This is a genomic window from Ochrobactrum teleogrylli, from assembly GCF_006376685.1.
In the GTDB taxonomy this organism is placed as follows: Bacteria; Pseudomonadota; Alphaproteobacteria; order Rhizobiales; family Rhizobiaceae; genus Brucella; species Brucella teleogrylli.
Map to the genome: position 1 here is coordinate 39,857 of NZ_VEWL01000009.1, position 15,771 is coordinate 55,627.

The window sequence follows — 15,771 nt, forward strand, 5'->3', positions numbered from 1 at the left end:
CGACATAAGGGGTTGAACCGAAACGCGTATTAGCCTTTGATCGCGCAATGGATTGAAGGAGTCGACCATGAGCGTGACCATTTACGGTATCAAAAACTGCGACACCATGAAGAAGGCGCGCACATGGCTGGAGGACCATGGCATCGACTATGGTTTTCACGATTACAAGAAGGAAGGGCTGGATGCGGCAACGCTCGACCGTTTCCTCAAAACCGTCGCATGGGAACAGCTTCTGAACCGCGCTGGCACGACCTTCCGCAAATTGCCCGAAGATGTACGCCAGAGTGTCGATGCCGCCCAGGCGCGGGCGCTGATGCTGGAACAGCCCTCCATGGTCAAGCGCCCGGTGCTCGACAGGGACGGCGTGCTGACGGTTGGTTTCAAGCCGGATCAGTATGAGGCGTTCTTCAAGGCTTGAGCTGCCGGGCTTCTGCCATAAGTATCTGCGGATAGGCCTGCCCAAGCGGAGAAAACCCCATGCATCAGCGCGTGAACAAGGTTGTCCAGCAATGGTCGGTGAGCTGGCGCGATGCGTTGATTGCTTCCATTGGTGGGGCGGTGGCGTGGCTGATCTGCCAGTGGCTTCTCGGTCAGCCAAGGCCGGTCTTCGCCATGGTCACGGCGGTGATCTGCCTTGCGCCCAACCTGCCAAACCACGGCAAGCAGGCCATTGGCGTCATGGTCGGCGTGACGACAGGGGTAGCCGCGGGAGAATTGTCGCTGCTGCTGCCGGAAACCGTTCTCGTCGCGCATATGGCGGTGGTGACCTTCATCGCCATGGTGCTGGCAACCTCGTTCGGCATGGCGCCGGCAATTGCCATCCAATCCGGTGTTTCGGCCATTCTGGTGCTCGCCATGGGGCCGCAGGTGGCGGGTGTGACGCGCCTGATCGACGTTCTGGTGGGCGCAGGTGTCGGGCTTCTGTTCAGCCAGATCTTGCTGACACCGGACCCGGCGCGGCTGATCGACCGGGCGGCGCGGGGCCTGCTGGACCGGCTGGCCAACGGGTTGAAACAGGCGGCTATCGCGCTCGACAAGGAGGACGCGGCACGCGCCCAAAACGCAATCAACCAGTTCACCTCCGCGCATCGCGCGGTAATCGCGTTGGGTGACGGCATTGCGCTTGCGCGCAGCAATGCGCGCTGGTCGTTGCGCGGGCGGCTGGCGGCGCGCGAAGTGACAGAAATGGCCGGGCGTTATGACCGTCGCGGCATTCGTCTTTATGCTTCAGCGCTCTTGTTTGGCGAAGCGCTGGGTAATGCGTTGCGCAAGAAGGAAGCGCCTCCGCCGCCATGGGTTAGCGAGGCGTTGCAGATCATCATCGCCAATTGTTCGCTGGATGAAGGCGTGGCGCCGCAGCGCATTCCGCCCGTGCCGAAGGAAATTCCCTTCGGCTGGCGCGATTGCGTGCACCGGCTGGAATCGGTGCAGGATACGCTGCTGCACTTCCTCCATGCCGGGGTTCCGGACAGCGTGCCGGTCGGGCCAAAGGACACGAAGCGCGTCCTGAGCGATGAAGCTGCGCGTTAGAGCGCGTTTCTATCTGATACGGTCAGGTCGAAATGGGTACTAGTCCCATGGATGTGATCGTGGTCGATTGAGTTCGATTTGGGCCCGTATCGAACCCGCTTCGGCGGCGAGTTGCCTTTGCCGTTGGATCGCTTCGTTTTCAATGGCGGAAACTCCATTGTTCCTGGGAGAAAGAGAAGAAGCATCATATGTTCTGTCCCCTGCGCATCCCGTAAGTGCACTTAACAATAATAAAATACAGATTTTTGTCTTCATTTTATTCAACTGCCATTTATGATAAATAAGTAAAAATAATATTTTTATGAAATATTGCGCTATTTTATAGATTTATTTGGCGGAATTGTGTCAAATATTATGAAGTAATCTATGTGACGCTCCATGGGCGCGTTTGTTCTGCTAGGGCTGGCGCCAGCTACCAGCTGATCATTGCTGGCTATTGTTGATAGCTACCATCAGAAAAATTCAATTGTGTGCCCGCGCTTGAGGGGTATTTTGCCGTGCATGATCCAGTGCTCTACCAGCACTGCAGTGCTAAGTCGAACTTCCTTAAGTCTGCTTTCTCCCGTTCGGATTTTTCAATGTCATCCTCCCCCAATACCGCTCAACACCAGACGGCGATCCGTTATGCGCTGGGCGGTTTTCTCGCCATGGCCTCCGCAATGGGGATCGGGCGTTTCATCTATACGCCGATCCTGCCGGGCATGATGGCTGATCTCAGCTTCAACGCCGCCGATGCGGGCTTCATCGCTTCCGCCAACTATATCGGCTATCTGCTCGGCGCTGTTGCCGCAGGCTATGGCTGGTCGGCAGGCATAGAGCGCGCCAGCGTGATCACCGGCCTGATCATCAGCGCCGCACTTTGCGCCGCCATGGCACTGTTCGACGGCGTCTGGATGTTTGCCGCGATCCGCTTTGCCGCCGGTTTCGCCAGCGCCGTGACCATGATCCTCTGCACGGCCATCGTGCTCAGCCATGTGACTGCCGCCGAGCGCAACGGGCTTGGCGCGTTGCATTTCGGCGGCGTGGGCAGCGGTATCGCCATATCGGCGGTGCTGGTGGCGGCCATCCGCTTTTCCGGCCTCGGCTGGCGTGCGGACTGGATCGGCGCGGCCTTGCTCACGCTGGTCATGCTGGCGGCAGTGGTCTTTCTGGTGCGCGAGGGACCACGCGGCAACGGCGGCAACACGCGTGAACCTGCTTTGCCGAAAAGCTTCGCCTTCAACGCGCTGGCGCTCGCCTATGGCATTTTCGGCTTCGGTTATGTCATCACCGCCACCTTTCTGATCGCCATCGTGCGCGCCAATGATGGCGGGCCCCTGATGGAAGCAGCCGTGTGGATCGTCACCGGCCTCACCGCCGCGCCGTCGATCTGGCTGTGGTCTCCGGCGGCGAAGAAGTTCGGCCTGTTCAATGCCTTCGCGCTGACGGCGCTACTGGAAGCCATCGGTGTCGCCGCAAGCGTAGTCATCGCCCCGCCTGTCGGTCCGCTGGTCGGCGGTGCGCTTCTCGGCATGACCTTCATGGCGCTGACTGCTTTCGGTCTCCAGATCGCGCGGGTTCTGGCTCCCGCCTCGCCGAAGCGGGCGTTGGCGCGCATGACCGTATCGTTCAGCCTCGGGCAGATTGTCGGGCCACTGGTCGCCGGTTACATGGCGCAGCGTTCCGGCTCCTTCACCTCGGCCAGCCTTGCCGCCGCCTTCTCGCTGGTGGCAGTCGCCGTCATTGGCGTGCTGGCCGGTCAAAAGGCCAAGTAGAACTGCAAAATTGGGAATCTAAAAAAGGTTTCTGTCAAAATCTTACAAACATTTAACTGGCAAAGGCGCTGCGAGAAGCATTCTATGGGGGCGATAACCCCATAGAATCGGGACCGCTTTCGTGTTCGTATCTTTTTTCCCCCGCCCAAAACTGTTTTTTCCATCTGTCGTTCTTTGGAGCCTGCTGGCTGTGTTCGGCTGGTATATGGGGGGCGAAAATCTCGGGCGTCTTTTCGGCCTGCCGCCCGCCGCGCCGGACGCCGCGCCGATCATCGGCGCAAGCCTTTTCTGGTCTGCGCCGTTTCTCTGGTTCTACATTTATTTCGCCGTGGCGACCTTTGCGTTTTACGCTTTCTGGGCGCTGTTTTCACCGCATCCATGGCAGCGCTGGTCGATCCTCGGTTCGGCACTGATCCTGTTCACGACCTATTTTTCGGTGCAGGTGAGTGTTGCGGTGAACGCCTGGTACGGACCATTCTACGACATGGTGCAGAAGGCGCTGTCGACGCCGGGTTCGGTGACAGCCGCCGATTTTTACTGGGGGATGGTGGAATTCGCTGGCATCGCCTTCATCGCGGTCACGGTGAGCGTGCTCAGCCTGTTCTTCGTCAGCCATTATATCTTCCGATGGCGCACGGCGATGAACAATTACTATATGAGCCACTGGCCGCGGTTGCGTCATATCGAAGGCGCCGCGCAGCGCGTGCAGGAAGACACGATGCGGTTCTCCTCTACGCTGGAACAGCTGGGCGTCAACCTAGTGAAATCCGTGATGACGCTGATCGCCTTTCTGCCGGTCCTGTTCACCTTTTCGGAAAAGGTCAATGAACTGCCGATCATCGGCGCTATTCCGCATGCGCTTGTCTGGGCGGCCGTTTTGTGGGCCGCCTTCGGCACCGGTTTTCTGGCGCTGGTCGGCATCAAGTTGCCGGGGCTGGAGTTCAACAATCAGCGCGTGGAAGCAGCCTATCGTAAGGAGCTGGTCTATGGTGAGGATCACGAAGACCGCGCCGCGCCGGTGACGATGCAGGAACTGTTCCGCAATGTCCGGCATAATTATTTCCGGCTTTATTTCCACTACGTCTATTTCAACGTCGCCCGCATCTTCTACATTCAGGCAGATAATATTTTCCCGACGCTGATCCTCATTCCGTCCATCGTCGCGGGCAAGCTGACCCTGGGCCTGATGAACCAGATCTTGAACGTCTTCGATCAGGTGCGCGGCTCGTTCCAGTATCTGGTCAATTCCTGGACGACAATCATCGAGCTTCTGTCGATCTACAAGCGCCTTCGCGCCTTCGAGGCGACCATCCATGGCGAGCAGCTGCCGACGCTGGATCGCGAAAATCTCGAGGCGCCGCAGGGCGTTTAGGGAAGGGCACCAACACCCTCATGCTAAAGAGCGCCAACACCCTCATGCTGAGGAGGCGCGTCAGCGCCGTCTCGAAGCACGAGGGTTTGGAAAAACGCCGGTTACGACCGGTTCTGAATGTTCGAGCCGGTGTTCTTGTCGAGGCTGTTCAGATAATCGCCATAGGTGGTGCATTTGACGTCGGCCTTAGTGCAGACTTCCGAAACAAGGCGCTCCATGGCGCGCCAGTATGCGCCGTCATTCATCAGCACGAAATGGAAGCCAAGCTGCAAGGGAATGCGCTCGCCGTCATATTGCTTGTCGAAGGCGGCGCGAAACGCCTTATAGGCGCGCTCTTCGAACGCTGCCGACTGGTCAGGTATTTCCTTAGCCTTGGAATGGCGGACATAGAGATTGTAATCCATGCCGACGATCGGTCGCTTTGACGGGCCTTCCGGGATCAGCGGCAGACCGAAAGATGCGAATTGACCGGCGATCTGCGGCAGTTCCGGCCCGCGTGTGACGGATGATGCCTGATAGCGGAAGCCATTGGCCTTGAGTGCGTCCTGCACCGGCTTCGAAGCGGCGAGATAGGGCGCGCGAAAGCCGTTGATGCCGTTGAGAGCGAGGTTGCGCCAGCCTTCCGGCTCGCCGTCTATGCCATTATTTTTGTAGGCGTCGGCGACGATGCGGCGAAACGCGCCGATTTCCTTGTTCCAGTCGGCGGTGGACCAGCTCGTGCCGTCGAAATGGCCGCAGCCGTGGCTGGCGATCTCGTTGCCCTCCAGATGCGCCTGCCAGATATTGCCAAGCCGGGTCACGACTTCATCGCGGGTCTGGGCAAAGCCGACATTGGATACGCCCGCCTTTTTGTGCGGCGGCTGATAGCTGGCGCGGTCCTTGCGGGTCATCAGAAAGACGCAGGACAGGAAATAAGTGAAACGAGCGTTGTTTTTCTTCGCAAGCTCGCGCGAGCGCGTCCAAAGCGCATTGTCATGCGCGCCGTCGAAGGAAATCAGCACATATTGCGTTTTGCTGGCCGTTGTTTCCGGTGATGTGGCCCCGGCAGGCGCACAAAAAGCCGCCGAGAGGGAAAGAGCGAGGAGAGTTTTGGGGAAGAAAACGCGCATTGCCATCAAATACCGGGAAAATCCAAGGCCGGGAAGGGGCCAGTGACCCGGCTATCCCTTGAATATGGCGAAGGTCGGACCGAAATTCACTTTTACGCAGGGCTCAATATGCTTATTTCGCGGACGGGTCTTACATATGGCGACAATTCCGACTAAAAGCGCCAGAACAGCTATTTCGTAAATCAGATTCAAGAACAATGGCAGGTCCATGGCAGACGACAGTTTCATTCGCGAGGTAAACGAGGAACTCCGTTCGGAACGGGCGAAGCAGGTCTGGAAGAATTTCGGCCCGATCGTGATCGGTGCTGCCGTTGCAATCGTTCTGGGCACTGCCGGCTGGGTCGGCTACCAGCACTGGACCGACAGCAAGGCCTCTGCTTCCGGCGACAAGTTCCTTGCGGCGCTTGACCTTGCATCGGCAGGCAAGAACGATGAAGCGCTTGCTGCGCTCGACGATCTGGAAAAGACTGGCTACGGGTCTTATCCGGTTTTGGCGCGCCTGCGTGCGGCCTCCGTCCTTGCCAGCAAGGGCGATGCGGCTGGCGCCGTGAAGGCGTTTGACGATATCGCTGCCGACAATGCCGTGCCGGGTGCGCTGCGCGATGTGGCGCGTTTGCGGGCGGGTTATCTGCTGGTCGATAGCGGTTCTTATGACGATGTCGCCAAGCGGGTTGAAACCCTGTCTGCCGATGGCAATTCGATGCGCTCCAGCGCGCGCGAAGCCCTTGGCCTCGCAGCCTGGAAGGCCGAACGTTTCGACGATGCGGCCAAATTGTTCAAGCAGATCGCCGATGACGGTATGGCGCAGGCCAATATCCGTCAGCGCGCCAATACGATGCTGGACCTGATGCGCAGCGCAGGCGTTGCGGCACAAAGTTAAACAAAGGCTACCTTCGGGGCTGGTCTTGAACCGGCCCTGTTTCTTTCTGGAGTAATTTTCGTTCATGGGTTTCACTCTCGCTATCGTCGGGCGTCCCAATGTCGGCAAGTCCACGCTGTTCAATCGTCTCGTCGGCCGCAAGCTGGCGCTGGTGGACGACCTGCCGGGCGTCACGCGCGACAGGCGCATCCATGACGCCAAGCTCTACGACCTCAAGTTTCAGGTGATCGACACGGCTGGTCTCGAAGAGGCCGCCAATGACTCGCTGGAAGCGCGCATGCGCGCCCAGACGGAAGCCGCCATCAGCGAAGCCGATGCGGTTCTGTTCGTGGTCGATGCCAAGAACGGCCTGACGCCTGCCGACAACACCTTTGCTGAACTGGTGCGCCGGTCCGGCAAGCCCGTGGTGCTGGTGGCCAACAAGGCCGAAGCGCGCGGCGCGCAGTCGGGCCTTTACGATGCCTTCCAGCTTGGTCTCGGCGAACCGTGCCCGATTTCCGCCGAGCACGGTCAGGGCATGCCCGACCTGCGCGACGCCATTGTCGAACTTCTGGGCGAAGAACGCGTCTTCGCCGACGAAAAAGAAGCGGAAGCCGCTGACGAAGTCTTCACGCCAAAGGCGGTCGGCGAGCTGATCGGCGACGATATTGAAGATCCGGATGAGGAAGTCATCCCTGCCTATGATGCGACCAAGCCGCTGCGCATTGCCATTGTCGGACGCCCGAATGCGGGCAAGTCCACGATGATTAACACCATGCTCGGCGAAGACCGCCTGCTGACTGGCCCGGAAGCGGGTATCACCCGTGACTCGATCTCGGTCGATTGGGAATGGCACGGTCGCAAGATCAAGCTGTTCGACACTGCCGGTCTGCGTCGCAAGTCGCGCGTGCAGGAAAAGCTGGAAAAGCTTTCGGTTGCCGATGGCCTGCGCGCCATCCGCTTTGCCGAGGTGGTGATCATCGTGCTCGATGCGACGATCCCCTTTGAAAAGCAGGATTTGCAGATCGCCGATCTCATCATCCGTGAAGGTCGTGCGCCGGTCATCGCCTTCAACAAGTGGGACCTGATCGAAGACCGTCAGATGGTTCTAGCCGATCTTTACGAAAAGACCGCCCGTCTTCTGCCGCAGGTGCGCGGGCTGCGCGCCGTGCCGATTTCCGGTGAGCGCGGACAGGGTCTGGACAAGCTCATGGAAAATGTCGTGAAGACCCATGAGATCTGGAACCGCCGCATTTCGACGGGCCGCCTCAATCGCTGGCTGGAAGGCGTGATCGCCCATCAGCCGCCGCCAGCTGTTTCTGGTCGCCGCCTGAAGGTGAAGTATATGACGCAGGTGAAGACCCGCCCGCCGGGCTTCGTCGTCTCCTGCTCGCGTCCCGACGCGATGCCGCAATCCTATGTGCGCTATCTGGTCAACGGCCTGCGCGAAACCTTCGATATGCCGGGCGTGCCGATCCGCCTTGCGCTGCGCACCTCGGACAATCCGTTCGCGGGCCGCGCCAAGAAGAAGCGATAAGCATCATGTAAAAAAGCCCGGAGTGATCCGGGCTTTTTTCGTCATTCTGCATCACGTTTTGCGGCGTCCTTATAAACTGCGGCGCGATCCCGCTTCCCGACCGCTATCACAATGATAATAAGTTGTTGGTCGCGGACCTCGTAAACAAGCCTGTATCCGACACCCCGCAGCTTGATCTTGTAACGATCTGTCGCGCCTGAAAGTTTTGCGGAGGGGACATGCGGGTTCGCGCAGCGCTCGGCGAGTTTTTTCTTGAACTGTTCCCGCGTGTTGCTGTCGAGTTTGCGCCATTCCTTGAGTGCAACTTCTACAAACCCGAGTTCATAGATCATCCAGCGCGACTTTCACGACGGGATCATCACGCCGCGCATCGGCGATGGCGTTCAGTTCCGCATCTTCCAGACGTTCCATCATGGCTTCATAGGCGCGCGCCGGAACACAGTAAAAAGCCGGTTCATTGCGGTTGAGGATCGCGACCGGCGCACCTTCTCCTGCGGCCACTGTACCCATGGGGTTTTTCTTCAGTTCCGAAACGCTGGCCGTCATTTCCGCCAGAACAATATGTGCCATGTCGATTTTCTCCGACCTGTTGGTGATCCTTTAAATAGCACTCTTAAAAGCTCTTTTCAATGTCAGCCAACTTTCACCTCATCGACGCCTTGAGTAACCTGCCTTGGTCTGCTAATCCGCCCGCTCCCCGATTTTCTCCCAAAAGGTGCAGCGATGACGAAGGCTATTGAGAGCCCATTTGATGGCGTGACATTAGGCATCGATTTCGGCACCACCAACACGGTTCTGTCGGTTGCAAGCCCCGATGGCACGGCGGCTGTGCTGAGCGTCGTCAAGGATGGCGCCGAAGTTACTGGCTATCGCTCGATCCTCTGTTTCTGGCAGGATCGCGAAACCGGCGAGCGCACGGTGGAGAGCGGCCCATGGGCGATGGACGCTTTTGTCAACGCGCCGCATTCGACGCGCATGTTGCAATCCTTCAAGACCTTTGCGGCGTCCAAATCCTTCACCGACACGCCGGTTTTTGGCAAGCGGTTCAAGTTCGAGGATATTCTGACGACATTCCTCGAAACGGTTGCCGCGCGCCTCGGCGACAGGTTGCCGCCAAAGGGCAACCGCGTGGTGGTCGGGCGTCCGGTTATTTTTGCAGGCGGCTCGCCGGACGAGCAGCTGGCCATGCAGCGCTACGAAAAGGCGTTTCGCGCCTTTGGCTTCACCGACATTCACTATGTCTATGAACCGGTCGCGGCGGCTTATTTCTATGCGCAGGAATTGAAGGCGGATTCGACTGTTCTGGTGGCTGACTTTGGCGGCGGCACGAGCGATTTTTCTATCGTGCGCTTCGAAGTGGGCAAGGGCGGTCTTTCCTTCACGCCGATGAGCCAGACCGGTCTTGGCATTGCGGGAGATACATTCGACTACCGCATCATCGATAATGCGGTTTCGCCGTTGCTCGGCAAGGGCACGGAGTACAAGTCCTTCGGCAAGCGCCTGACCATGCCGAACCATTATTACGCAAATTTCGCGCGCTGGAACACGCTGTTCCTGATGAACTCGCCCGCGACGATCCGCGACCTGACCGAGCTTGCCAAGCAGGCGGTCGAGCCGGAAGCGCTGGAGCATTTCATCAATCTGATTGAGAATGATTACGGCTACGAAATCTATCGCGCCGTTTCGAACCTGAAGGTTCGCCTCTCATCCGAGCGCATCGCGGAACTGCATTTCAAGGCGGACGATTTTGAAATTCGTTCGGATATCACCCGTAACGATTTTGAAAACTGGATCGCCGAGGATGTGCGCCAGATCGAACAGTCGGTTGACGAAGCCGTGGAAAAGGCCGGACTGCAATCCGGTAATATCGACCGCGTTTTCCTGACGGGCGGCACGTCCTTCGTGCCGGCCATCCGCACCGCATTCGAAAGCCGTTTTCCCGATGCGGCGGTGACCAGCTCCAACCAGTTCGATTCGATTGCCACGGGTCTGGCGCTGATCGGACAGGACGCCGATATCGACCGCTGGTCGGTGAAGTGATGGCCAAAGGCGCTCTGTTCTGACGAGCGCCTTAGGATCCTGTCGCCGTATCGGCAAAACAGCTGGCAATCTTTGCATTCGCGCCAAGCTTTTTGGCCCATTTGACCAGATCCGGCACTTCACTCCTGTCGGCCATGCCGCCCCAGACGTCTTTAAGCTGCGGTGTCTTGCCTGAAAGGTTGAAGAAGAAATAGCCGGGGTCGGCGACCGGAACATCGGCATAAACGACTGCCCAGTCACCGCTTTGCATGAAACTGTCGATTTTGACCGCAGTTGGTTTCACCTTTTTGCGAAGGCTTTTGGCAATCAGGGCCGAGTAATTAGACCGCTGTTGCTTGGTCAAGCTCGTGGTAACCCCATCGCAGGGCGATTTGGCGAAGGCGCTCCCCGGCGATGCCAGAAACGCCATTGCGATGAAACCATTGATGCAGGCCGTCTTGAAGATTGCGGTCATCATTCCCCTCCGAACGATTGCTGTCGTTCAGGGAGCATAGCCGGATTATTCGTGAGCAGTAAGAGCCTGCTCCAAAAGTCGCCCTGTGTGGCTGCAAATGGCAATTTTCTCCTTACGGTACTCGAAAATCTCCATTTTCGCACACACATGCCGCTTTTTGCTTCAGGCTCTAAGAGATTTACGGCAGGATTTCGATCGGGGTGCCGTTTGGCGCTCTTGCCCAAATGTCGCGCATTTCCGCGTCGGTGACGGCAATGCAGCCATCGGTCCAGTCCCACAGACGATGCACGGACGCCAGCCAGCCCCAGCCATTCGGCAGGCCGTGGATCATGATATTGCCACCCGGCGCATAACCGCCCGCCGCGGCTGCCTGTTTGTCGTCTTCGTTCGGGTAGGAAATATGCAGGCTCAGATGCGCCATGGAACGCGGGTTGCGCCAGTCGATGACATATTGTCCTTCGGGTGTCTTCTCGTCGCCCTCGCGCTGCTTGTGGCCGTCATCGCCATTGCTGCCGAGCGATATGCGATAGGTGCCAATGGGCTGGCCCTGGCGGAGCAGGATCATCTGGCGGCTGGCCTTTTCAACCCGGATTGCATCGGCCTGCTGTTCTGTCGGGGCAGAGACGGGCGGCTCGACAAAGCTGACCCGCGCCATGACCTTGGTATAGCCAAACAACGCAACAGCAATGAGCACGACGGCGGCGAGGGTTTTCTTGATCATAGGGCTGCTCTGATCGTGAGGAGGTATTCTTGTGCGGGCATTTTAAATGAGATGGTTTATTATCCCACCCGATCTGTTTTGACCATTGCCACTCAAAAACGCAATGAAAACAATCGCTGGGCGGACAGTGTTAATTCAAAATTAATCAATATTTTCAAAGGGTAAACAAGACATCGTTAACGATCCATCAAGGTTAATACTCCATTATCGGCTTCGTTAAGCACATCCCGAAAAGCGTGAAACGGCTTCGGAACCTGTGCGCGAGAACTGAAGTCTGTGTGAGTGGAGTGTGCGGTGCGTCTTGTGTCGATACGAGCGCTGTTTGGCCGACGGAAGGCCGTTGCCGAGCCGGTATGGCATTATCCTGTCACGGGCTATTGCCCGGAGGATGGTCGCTATTATGCCGTGCGCGCAAAACCGCGTCACATCGCCCGCAAGCCGCAGCGTCTGATCCCGCTGGTGCTCACAGCCTTCGCCTATCTCTTCAATTCCAATGCGATTGCCTTTCAGGATATGGCGAGCCTCGTGCCGTCTGCCGATCTCGGCACGCATCGCTGGACGGCTTTTGTCGCCAAGGCTCCCGTTGGTTCGGTGCATCAGGCGGAAATGCCCTTTGTCGATGCAACGACCGTCACCGGCAGCATCGCCACCAACGGCATCGAAGTGCCGGGCATCGGTCGTGTAGCGCTTTCGGGCGGCAAGAAGACCGCGAAGCTTGGGCCGGATGATCCCAACCCGGACGAAAACCGCATCAACCGCGCCGACAAGACGGGCCGTCTGGTCTCGGTGCAGCCAAAGGCGCCTGCCAAGGCGTTCACCGCGGGCAGCATGTTCGACAAGATCAGCATGATCACCCGCCCGCCGGAAAAGACCGACACCAAGATGGCCTTTTCCAGCAAGCTTGAAGGCAAGGAAATCGGCATCACCATGGCCTTCCATGCCGTGAAGCCGCCAAAGCCGCGCGCAGAAATGCCGGTGCAACTGGCCAAGCTGATCAACAATGACCAGCCGGATGTGCTGGCCCTGGGTTATGCACCGTCTGCGCCTGATTATGGAAAAACATCTCCGTTTGAGAGTATCCTGAAACCAGATCCGAGCGAGGGGCGTTTCGTCCCGCCCATCGGACAGGAAGATCACGACTGGGCGGCAACTCCGTTGCCGCCTTCGGCATTTAGCAAGGGCGAACAGAAGTGCCTCGCCGAAGCCGTTTATTACGAGGCGCGTGGCGAAACGGTCAAAGGGCAGGTGGCTGTGGCGCAGGTCGTGCTCAACCGCGTGCGCAACCCGGCCTATCCGGGCACCATTTGCGGTGTCGTCTATCAGAACCGCGATTGGCTGAATGCCTGCCAGTTCTCCTTTGCCTGCGACGGGCAGAAACATCGTGTTACCGAGATGCCGCAATGGCGCATGGCGCAACAGGTGGCGAAGACGGTGTCGTCCGGTCAGATATGGCTGCCGGAAGTCGGCTCGGCCACGCATTATCATGCAACCTATGTGAAGCCCTTCTGGGCACCCACCATGAAGAAGCTGACCAAGATCGGCCTTCATGTGTTCTACCGCACCTATGGCGGCGGGTGGAGCTGACAAGCATTTCCAGCAAAAGTGTGAAGCGGTTTTACGTACGGAAATGCGTAGGGAAGAAAGCATTTCCAGCAAAAGTGTGAAGCCCCTCCGAGGCGGACAGCCCGCTGGACTGCCCACTGATACAGCTTTGATCTATCCGGTATCCACCGGCAAAGGCCCGCTTTAGCAGAACTTGCTGCGGCTTCGATTTCATAAAATATGCGCGAATAAATGTCTGGCGTATCGATCTGGCCCGCCTGCGTGTAACTATTCTTATTATCTAAATTAGATATATATAAATATAATTATAGTTACTTAAAATATAACTTTATTAGAATATATAAATGAATATTTTGCAATATAGACATGATATTTTAAAATACATATAAGATAGGAATCATCGGAATTGTTCATCATTTTTTTGATGTGTGAGGGGTAATGAAAGTTTTAAATAAGCATTTGGCGTATTTGCTTATTAGCACATCGTCTTTATTAGGCGGTGCACATATTGCAATGGCGCAGCAGCTGGAGTTTGATCCTAACCCTGCACCCACTTTGGTTGAGGGGGCTGGCTGAGTTAGGTCTTTGGCCAGTGGCGTTTCTGCTGACGGCAGTGTGATTTTCGGGTCTGTTACGGCTACGAATGGCGGCGTTAGTGCTGCTGCAGCCTGGGATAGCAAAACTGGAAATCTGACTGTCCTTCAAAATTTGGCTGGGTTGCAAGGTCATCCGTATAGTGCACATGGTGTGTCTGCTGATGGGCAGGTTATTATTGGCAACGCGTTCGATGCTCAAAATGTGCAGCACCCTCTGGTGTGGTTGAATGAAACGTCGACGCCAATGGGGCTTGGCGTTCTCCATGCCAATAGTACGGCCGTCGCCAATGCAATTTCGGCCGACGGAACGACGATCGTCGGATCCTCGAACAGTAATGGTGCTTCGAACAGCGGTCATGCCGTTCTTTGGTCGCGCGCTAACGGTGCCTATTCGATCCTTGATCTTGGAACCTTGGGTGGCCTTACTTCCTACGCGGCTGCCGTTTCCCACGATGGATCGGTGATTGTCGGTTGGGCAAATACGGGTCTGGAACAGAAACATGCTGCGGCATGGTATGACGGAGTTGCGACTGCGGTCGATCTGGAGACTTTAGGTGGCGCTACCTCCAGCGCTAGTGGCTTGTCTGCGGATGGGACGGTGATCGTCGGATCGTCGGAACTGGCTGGTGGAGATCAACACGCGGCAGCATGGTACGGCAAAGGCAACGGCGCTACCGACCTGGGTGTTTTGAATGGTGGTACGATCTCTTTTGCTCGTGCTGTGTCCGCTGATGGCAGCGTCATCATCGGGGCGTCAACGTATTCACCAACAGCTGATACCCATGCCGTAGCGTGGTATAATCAAGGGACAACACCGACCGATCTGGGCACTTTAGGGGGCAAGACTTCTGACGCAACTGCCGTTTCAGCGAATGGAGGGGTGATCGTTGGCCATGCGGCGAACGAGAGCAATGCAATCCACGCTGTGGTTTGGATTGGCGATGCGGCATCGCCGACGGACCTCGGGACTTTGGGGGGCAAGTATTCCTATACGAGCGGCGTCTCTGCCGATGGGACCGTGATCGCCGGTTACTCTCTGAACGATAATGGTGTTGCGCATGCCGCGCTCTGGAAACTGGTGACGGTAACGCCGCCCGATCCTGAGCCGAACCCAACTCCGACCCCTGATCCGGATCCGAACGGGAATGGGCAGCCGACACCAGCACCCGAACCAACGCCCACGCCTGTCGGCATCGATGTCACCAATACGGTGCAGACGGTTGCCGCACTTGCCAATGACACCTTCTCGGTCGTCGGCTCGCAAGGCGCCATTGTTGGCCGGCTGATGGGCGGCAGCAGCAGCGGTCAGGGCTTCAACGACTTCTCCGGCGCCGGTCTCGGTATGGCGCGGGGTGGCGAAAGCTGGTACGGCATCTATTCCGACGTTGGCCGCGCTGGCGACAGCAAGGATGTGCTCGGCTGGATGACGCTCGGTCACGCCTTCACCGATAATTTCTCGGCAGGCGCAACCATTGCCCATACGTTCTGGCAGGACATGCCGGACAATTTCGACCGCACCAACAATAATCTCGGCGGCGGTATCTATGCGCAGTGGAAAGACCGCACCGAGAGCGGAACCTGGTATATGCGTGGTTCGGCTGCGATCAATCGCTATGATGTCGAGCGGACGCGTCAGGTGCTGGGCTATACCGAACCGGGCAGCGGTGACAGCACCGTCAATGGTTGGGGCGTACAGCTGGAAGCAGGGCAGTCGTTTGATCTCGGCAACAAGGCATCGTTCGGTTATTACGGCGGCTTGAACTATACCGACCTGAAAATGGACGGCTATACCGAATCCGGCGCTCATTTCCCATTCACCTATTCGGATGTGAAGTCACAGCGCACGACGGCCTATCTCGGTCTCAATTACGGCATGGCGCTGACCGACAAGGTCAACTGGTCCGTCAATGCCGAGATCGAGCAGGATTTGTCGCACAAGGACCCGAGCGTAATCGCCAGCGCCGACTATATCGGCTCGTTCAAGTTCGATTCCGATGCGGCGCATACACGCGGCAGCCTGTCGACCACGGTTTCCTATGCGTTCAGCGATGCCGTCAGCATCGGCGTGACGCCTTATGTAAACCGCACGGTCAACAAGGATACGGCCTTCGGCGCGATCATCGGCCTTTCCGGCAAGTTTTAAGCTTTGCCGGGCAAGGAACGGTTCTGCATGGCATGAAGCGTTAGAGCCGACGGCAGATCGGCTTCGACGTGACGTTTAGCGAAACTGTCACCA

Annotated in this window: 14 protein-coding genes; 9 read left to right on the top strand and 5 right to left on the bottom strand. The window is 57.6% G+C overall.

Annotated elements, in window-relative coordinates; translation table 11 throughout:
- Nucleotides 1-67 precede the first annotated feature (67 nt).
- From FIC94_RS14655 to sbmA, 4 genes are all read left to right on the top strand, one after another.
- Complete coding sequence (locus tag FIC94_RS14655; protein ID WP_140025392.1) at nucleotides 68-418, top strand: ArsC family reductase; 351 nt, start codon at nucleotides 68-70, stop codon at nucleotides 416-418.
- Between the two features lie 59 nt (nucleotides 419-477).
- Complete coding sequence (locus FIC94_RS14660; protein ID WP_140025393.1) at nucleotides 478-1,530, top strand: FUSC family protein; 1,053 nt, start codon at nucleotides 478-480, stop codon at nucleotides 1,528-1,530.
- A 578-nt stretch (nucleotides 1,531-2,108) separates the two neighbouring features.
- Nucleotides 2,109-3,284 carry a YbfB/YjiJ family MFS transporter gene (locus tag FIC94_RS14665; protein WP_140025394.1) on the top strand — a complete coding sequence of 392 codons (1,176 nt, stop codon included), beginning with the start codon at nucleotides 2,109-2,111 and terminating at the stop codon, nucleotides 3,282-3,284.
- Between the two features lie 121 nt (nucleotides 3,285-3,405).
- Nucleotides 3,406-4,656 carry a peptide antibiotic transporter SbmA gene (gene sbmA / locus FIC94_RS14670; protein WP_140025395.1) on the top strand — a complete coding sequence of 417 codons (1,251 nt, stop codon included), beginning with the start codon at nucleotides 3,406-3,408 and terminating at the stop codon, nucleotides 4,654-4,656.
- A gap of 101 nt (nucleotides 4,657-4,757) precedes the next feature.
- On the opposite strand, the gene FIC94_RS14675 is transcribed toward sbmA, so the two are convergent.
- The gene (locus FIC94_RS14675) at nucleotides 4,758-5,765 is read right to left on the bottom strand and encodes a polysaccharide deacetylase family protein (protein ID WP_140025464.1); all 1,008 of its coding nucleotides are present in this window, start codon (nucleotides 5,763-5,765) and stop codon (nucleotides 4,758-4,760) included.
- A gap of 208 nt (nucleotides 5,766-5,973) precedes the next feature.
- Between FIC94_RS14675 and FIC94_RS14680 the strand changes: the two genes are divergently transcribed.
- Both FIC94_RS14680 and der read left to right on the top strand, forming a co-directional pair.
- Nucleotides 5,974-6,645, top strand: coding sequence for a tetratricopeptide repeat protein (locus FIC94_RS14680; RefSeq protein WP_140025396.1), 672 nt, complete (start codon nucleotides 5,974-5,976; stop codon nucleotides 6,643-6,645).
- A 64-nt stretch (nucleotides 6,646-6,709) separates the two neighbouring features.
- Nucleotides 6,710-8,161, top strand: coding sequence for a ribosome biogenesis GTPase Der (gene der, locus FIC94_RS14685; RefSeq protein WP_140025397.1), 1,452 nt, complete (start codon nucleotides 6,710-6,712; stop codon nucleotides 8,159-8,161).
- A gap of 41 nt (nucleotides 8,162-8,202) precedes the next feature.
- On the opposite strand, the gene FIC94_RS14690 is transcribed toward der, so the two are convergent.
- Together FIC94_RS14690 and FIC94_RS14695 are read right to left on the bottom strand one after the other, a co-directional pair.
- Nucleotides 8,203-8,493 (bottom strand): type II toxin-antitoxin system RelE family toxin, encoded by a 291-nt coding sequence (locus tag FIC94_RS14690; RefSeq protein WP_140025398.1) that lies wholly within the window; start codon nucleotides 8,491-8,493, stop codon nucleotides 8,203-8,205.
- Nucleotides 8,483-8,731 carry a type II toxin-antitoxin system Phd/YefM family antitoxin gene (locus FIC94_RS14695; RefSeq protein ID WP_140025399.1) on the bottom strand — a complete coding sequence of 83 codons (249 nt, stop codon included), beginning with the start codon at nucleotides 8,729-8,731 and terminating at the stop codon, nucleotides 8,483-8,485. Before FIC94_RS14695 ends, FIC94_RS14690 begins: the two co-directional genes overlap by 11 nt.
- Nucleotides 8,732-8,884: 153 nt before the next feature.
- Between FIC94_RS14695 and FIC94_RS14700 the strand changes: the two genes are divergently transcribed.
- Nucleotides 8,885-10,201, top strand: a complete 1,317-nt coding sequence (locus FIC94_RS14700) for an Hsp70 family protein (protein ID WP_140025400.1) — start codon at nucleotides 8,885-8,887, stop codon at nucleotides 10,199-10,201.
- Between the two features lie 31 nt (nucleotides 10,202-10,232).
- Here the strand turns inward: FIC94_RS14700 and FIC94_RS14705 are convergent, their stop codons facing one another.
- A complete protein-coding gene (locus FIC94_RS14705; protein ID WP_235892019.1) occupies nucleotides 10,233-10,658 on the bottom strand; it encodes a hypothetical protein in 426 nt (141 codons plus the stop codon).
- Between the two features lie 175 nt (nucleotides 10,659-10,833).
- Nucleotides 10,834-11,376: a L,D-transpeptidase family protein gene (locus tag FIC94_RS14710; protein WP_140025401.1), complete on the bottom strand. Its 543-nt coding sequence runs from the start codon at nucleotides 11,374-11,376 to the stop codon at nucleotides 10,834-10,836.
- A gap of 294 nt (nucleotides 11,377-11,670) precedes the next feature.
- Here FIC94_RS14710 and FIC94_RS14715 point away from each other — a divergent pair, with 294 nt between their 5' ends.
- Together FIC94_RS14715 and FIC94_RS14720 are read left to right on the top strand one after the other, a co-directional pair.
- Complete coding sequence (locus FIC94_RS14715) at nucleotides 11,671-12,960, top strand: cell wall hydrolase (protein ID WP_140025402.1); 1,290 nt, start codon at nucleotides 11,671-11,673, stop codon at nucleotides 12,958-12,960.
- A 798-nt stretch (nucleotides 12,961-13,758) separates the two neighbouring features.
- Nucleotides 13,759-15,678 (top strand): autotransporter domain-containing protein, encoded by a 1,920-nt coding sequence (locus FIC94_RS14720; protein ID WP_180917993.1) that lies wholly within the window; start codon nucleotides 13,759-13,761, stop codon nucleotides 15,676-15,678.
- Nucleotides 15,679-15,771 lie beyond the last annotated feature (93 nt).

Bases quoted from the DNA above. Each gene is read 5' to 3' on its own strand.
- FIC94_RS14680 (WP_140025396.1), top strand. From the start codon at position 5,974: ATGGCAGACGACAGTTTCATTCGCGAGGTAAACGAGGAACTCCGTTCG.
- FIC94_RS14695 (WP_140025399.1), bottom strand. From the start codon at position 8,731: ATGGCACATATTGTTCTGGCGGAAATGACGGCCAGCGTTTCGGAACTG.
- FIC94_RS14705 (WP_235892019.1), bottom strand. From the start codon at position 10,658: ATGATGACCGCAATCTTCAAGACGGCCTGCATCAATGGTTTCATCGCA.
- der (WP_140025397.1), top strand. From the start codon at position 6,710: ATGGGTTTCACTCTCGCTATCGTCGGGCGTCCCAATGTCGGCAAGTCC.
- FIC94_RS14690 (WP_140025398.1), bottom strand. From the start codon at position 8,493: ATGATCTATGAACTCGGGTTTGTAGAAGTTGCACTCAAGGAATGGCGC.
- FIC94_RS14665 (WP_140025394.1), top strand. From the start codon at position 2,109: ATGTCATCCTCCCCCAATACCGCTCAACACCAGACGGCGATCCGTTAT.
- FIC94_RS14675 (WP_140025464.1), bottom strand. From the start codon at position 5,765: ATGCGCGTTTTCTTCCCCAAAACTCTCCTCGCTCTTTCCCTCTCGGCG.
- FIC94_RS14700 (WP_140025400.1), top strand. From the start codon at position 8,885: ATGACGAAGGCTATTGAGAGCCCATTTGATGGCGTGACATTAGGCATC.
- FIC94_RS14710 (WP_140025401.1), bottom strand. From the start codon at position 11,376: ATGATCAAGAAAACCCTCGCCGCCGTCGTGCTCATTGCTGTTGCGTTG.
- FIC94_RS14660 (WP_140025393.1), top strand. From the start codon at position 478: ATGCATCAGCGCGTGAACAAGGTTGTCCAGCAATGGTCGGTGAGCTGG.
- FIC94_RS14655 (WP_140025392.1), top strand. From the start codon at position 68: ATGAGCGTGACCATTTACGGTATCAAAAACTGCGACACCATGAAGAAG.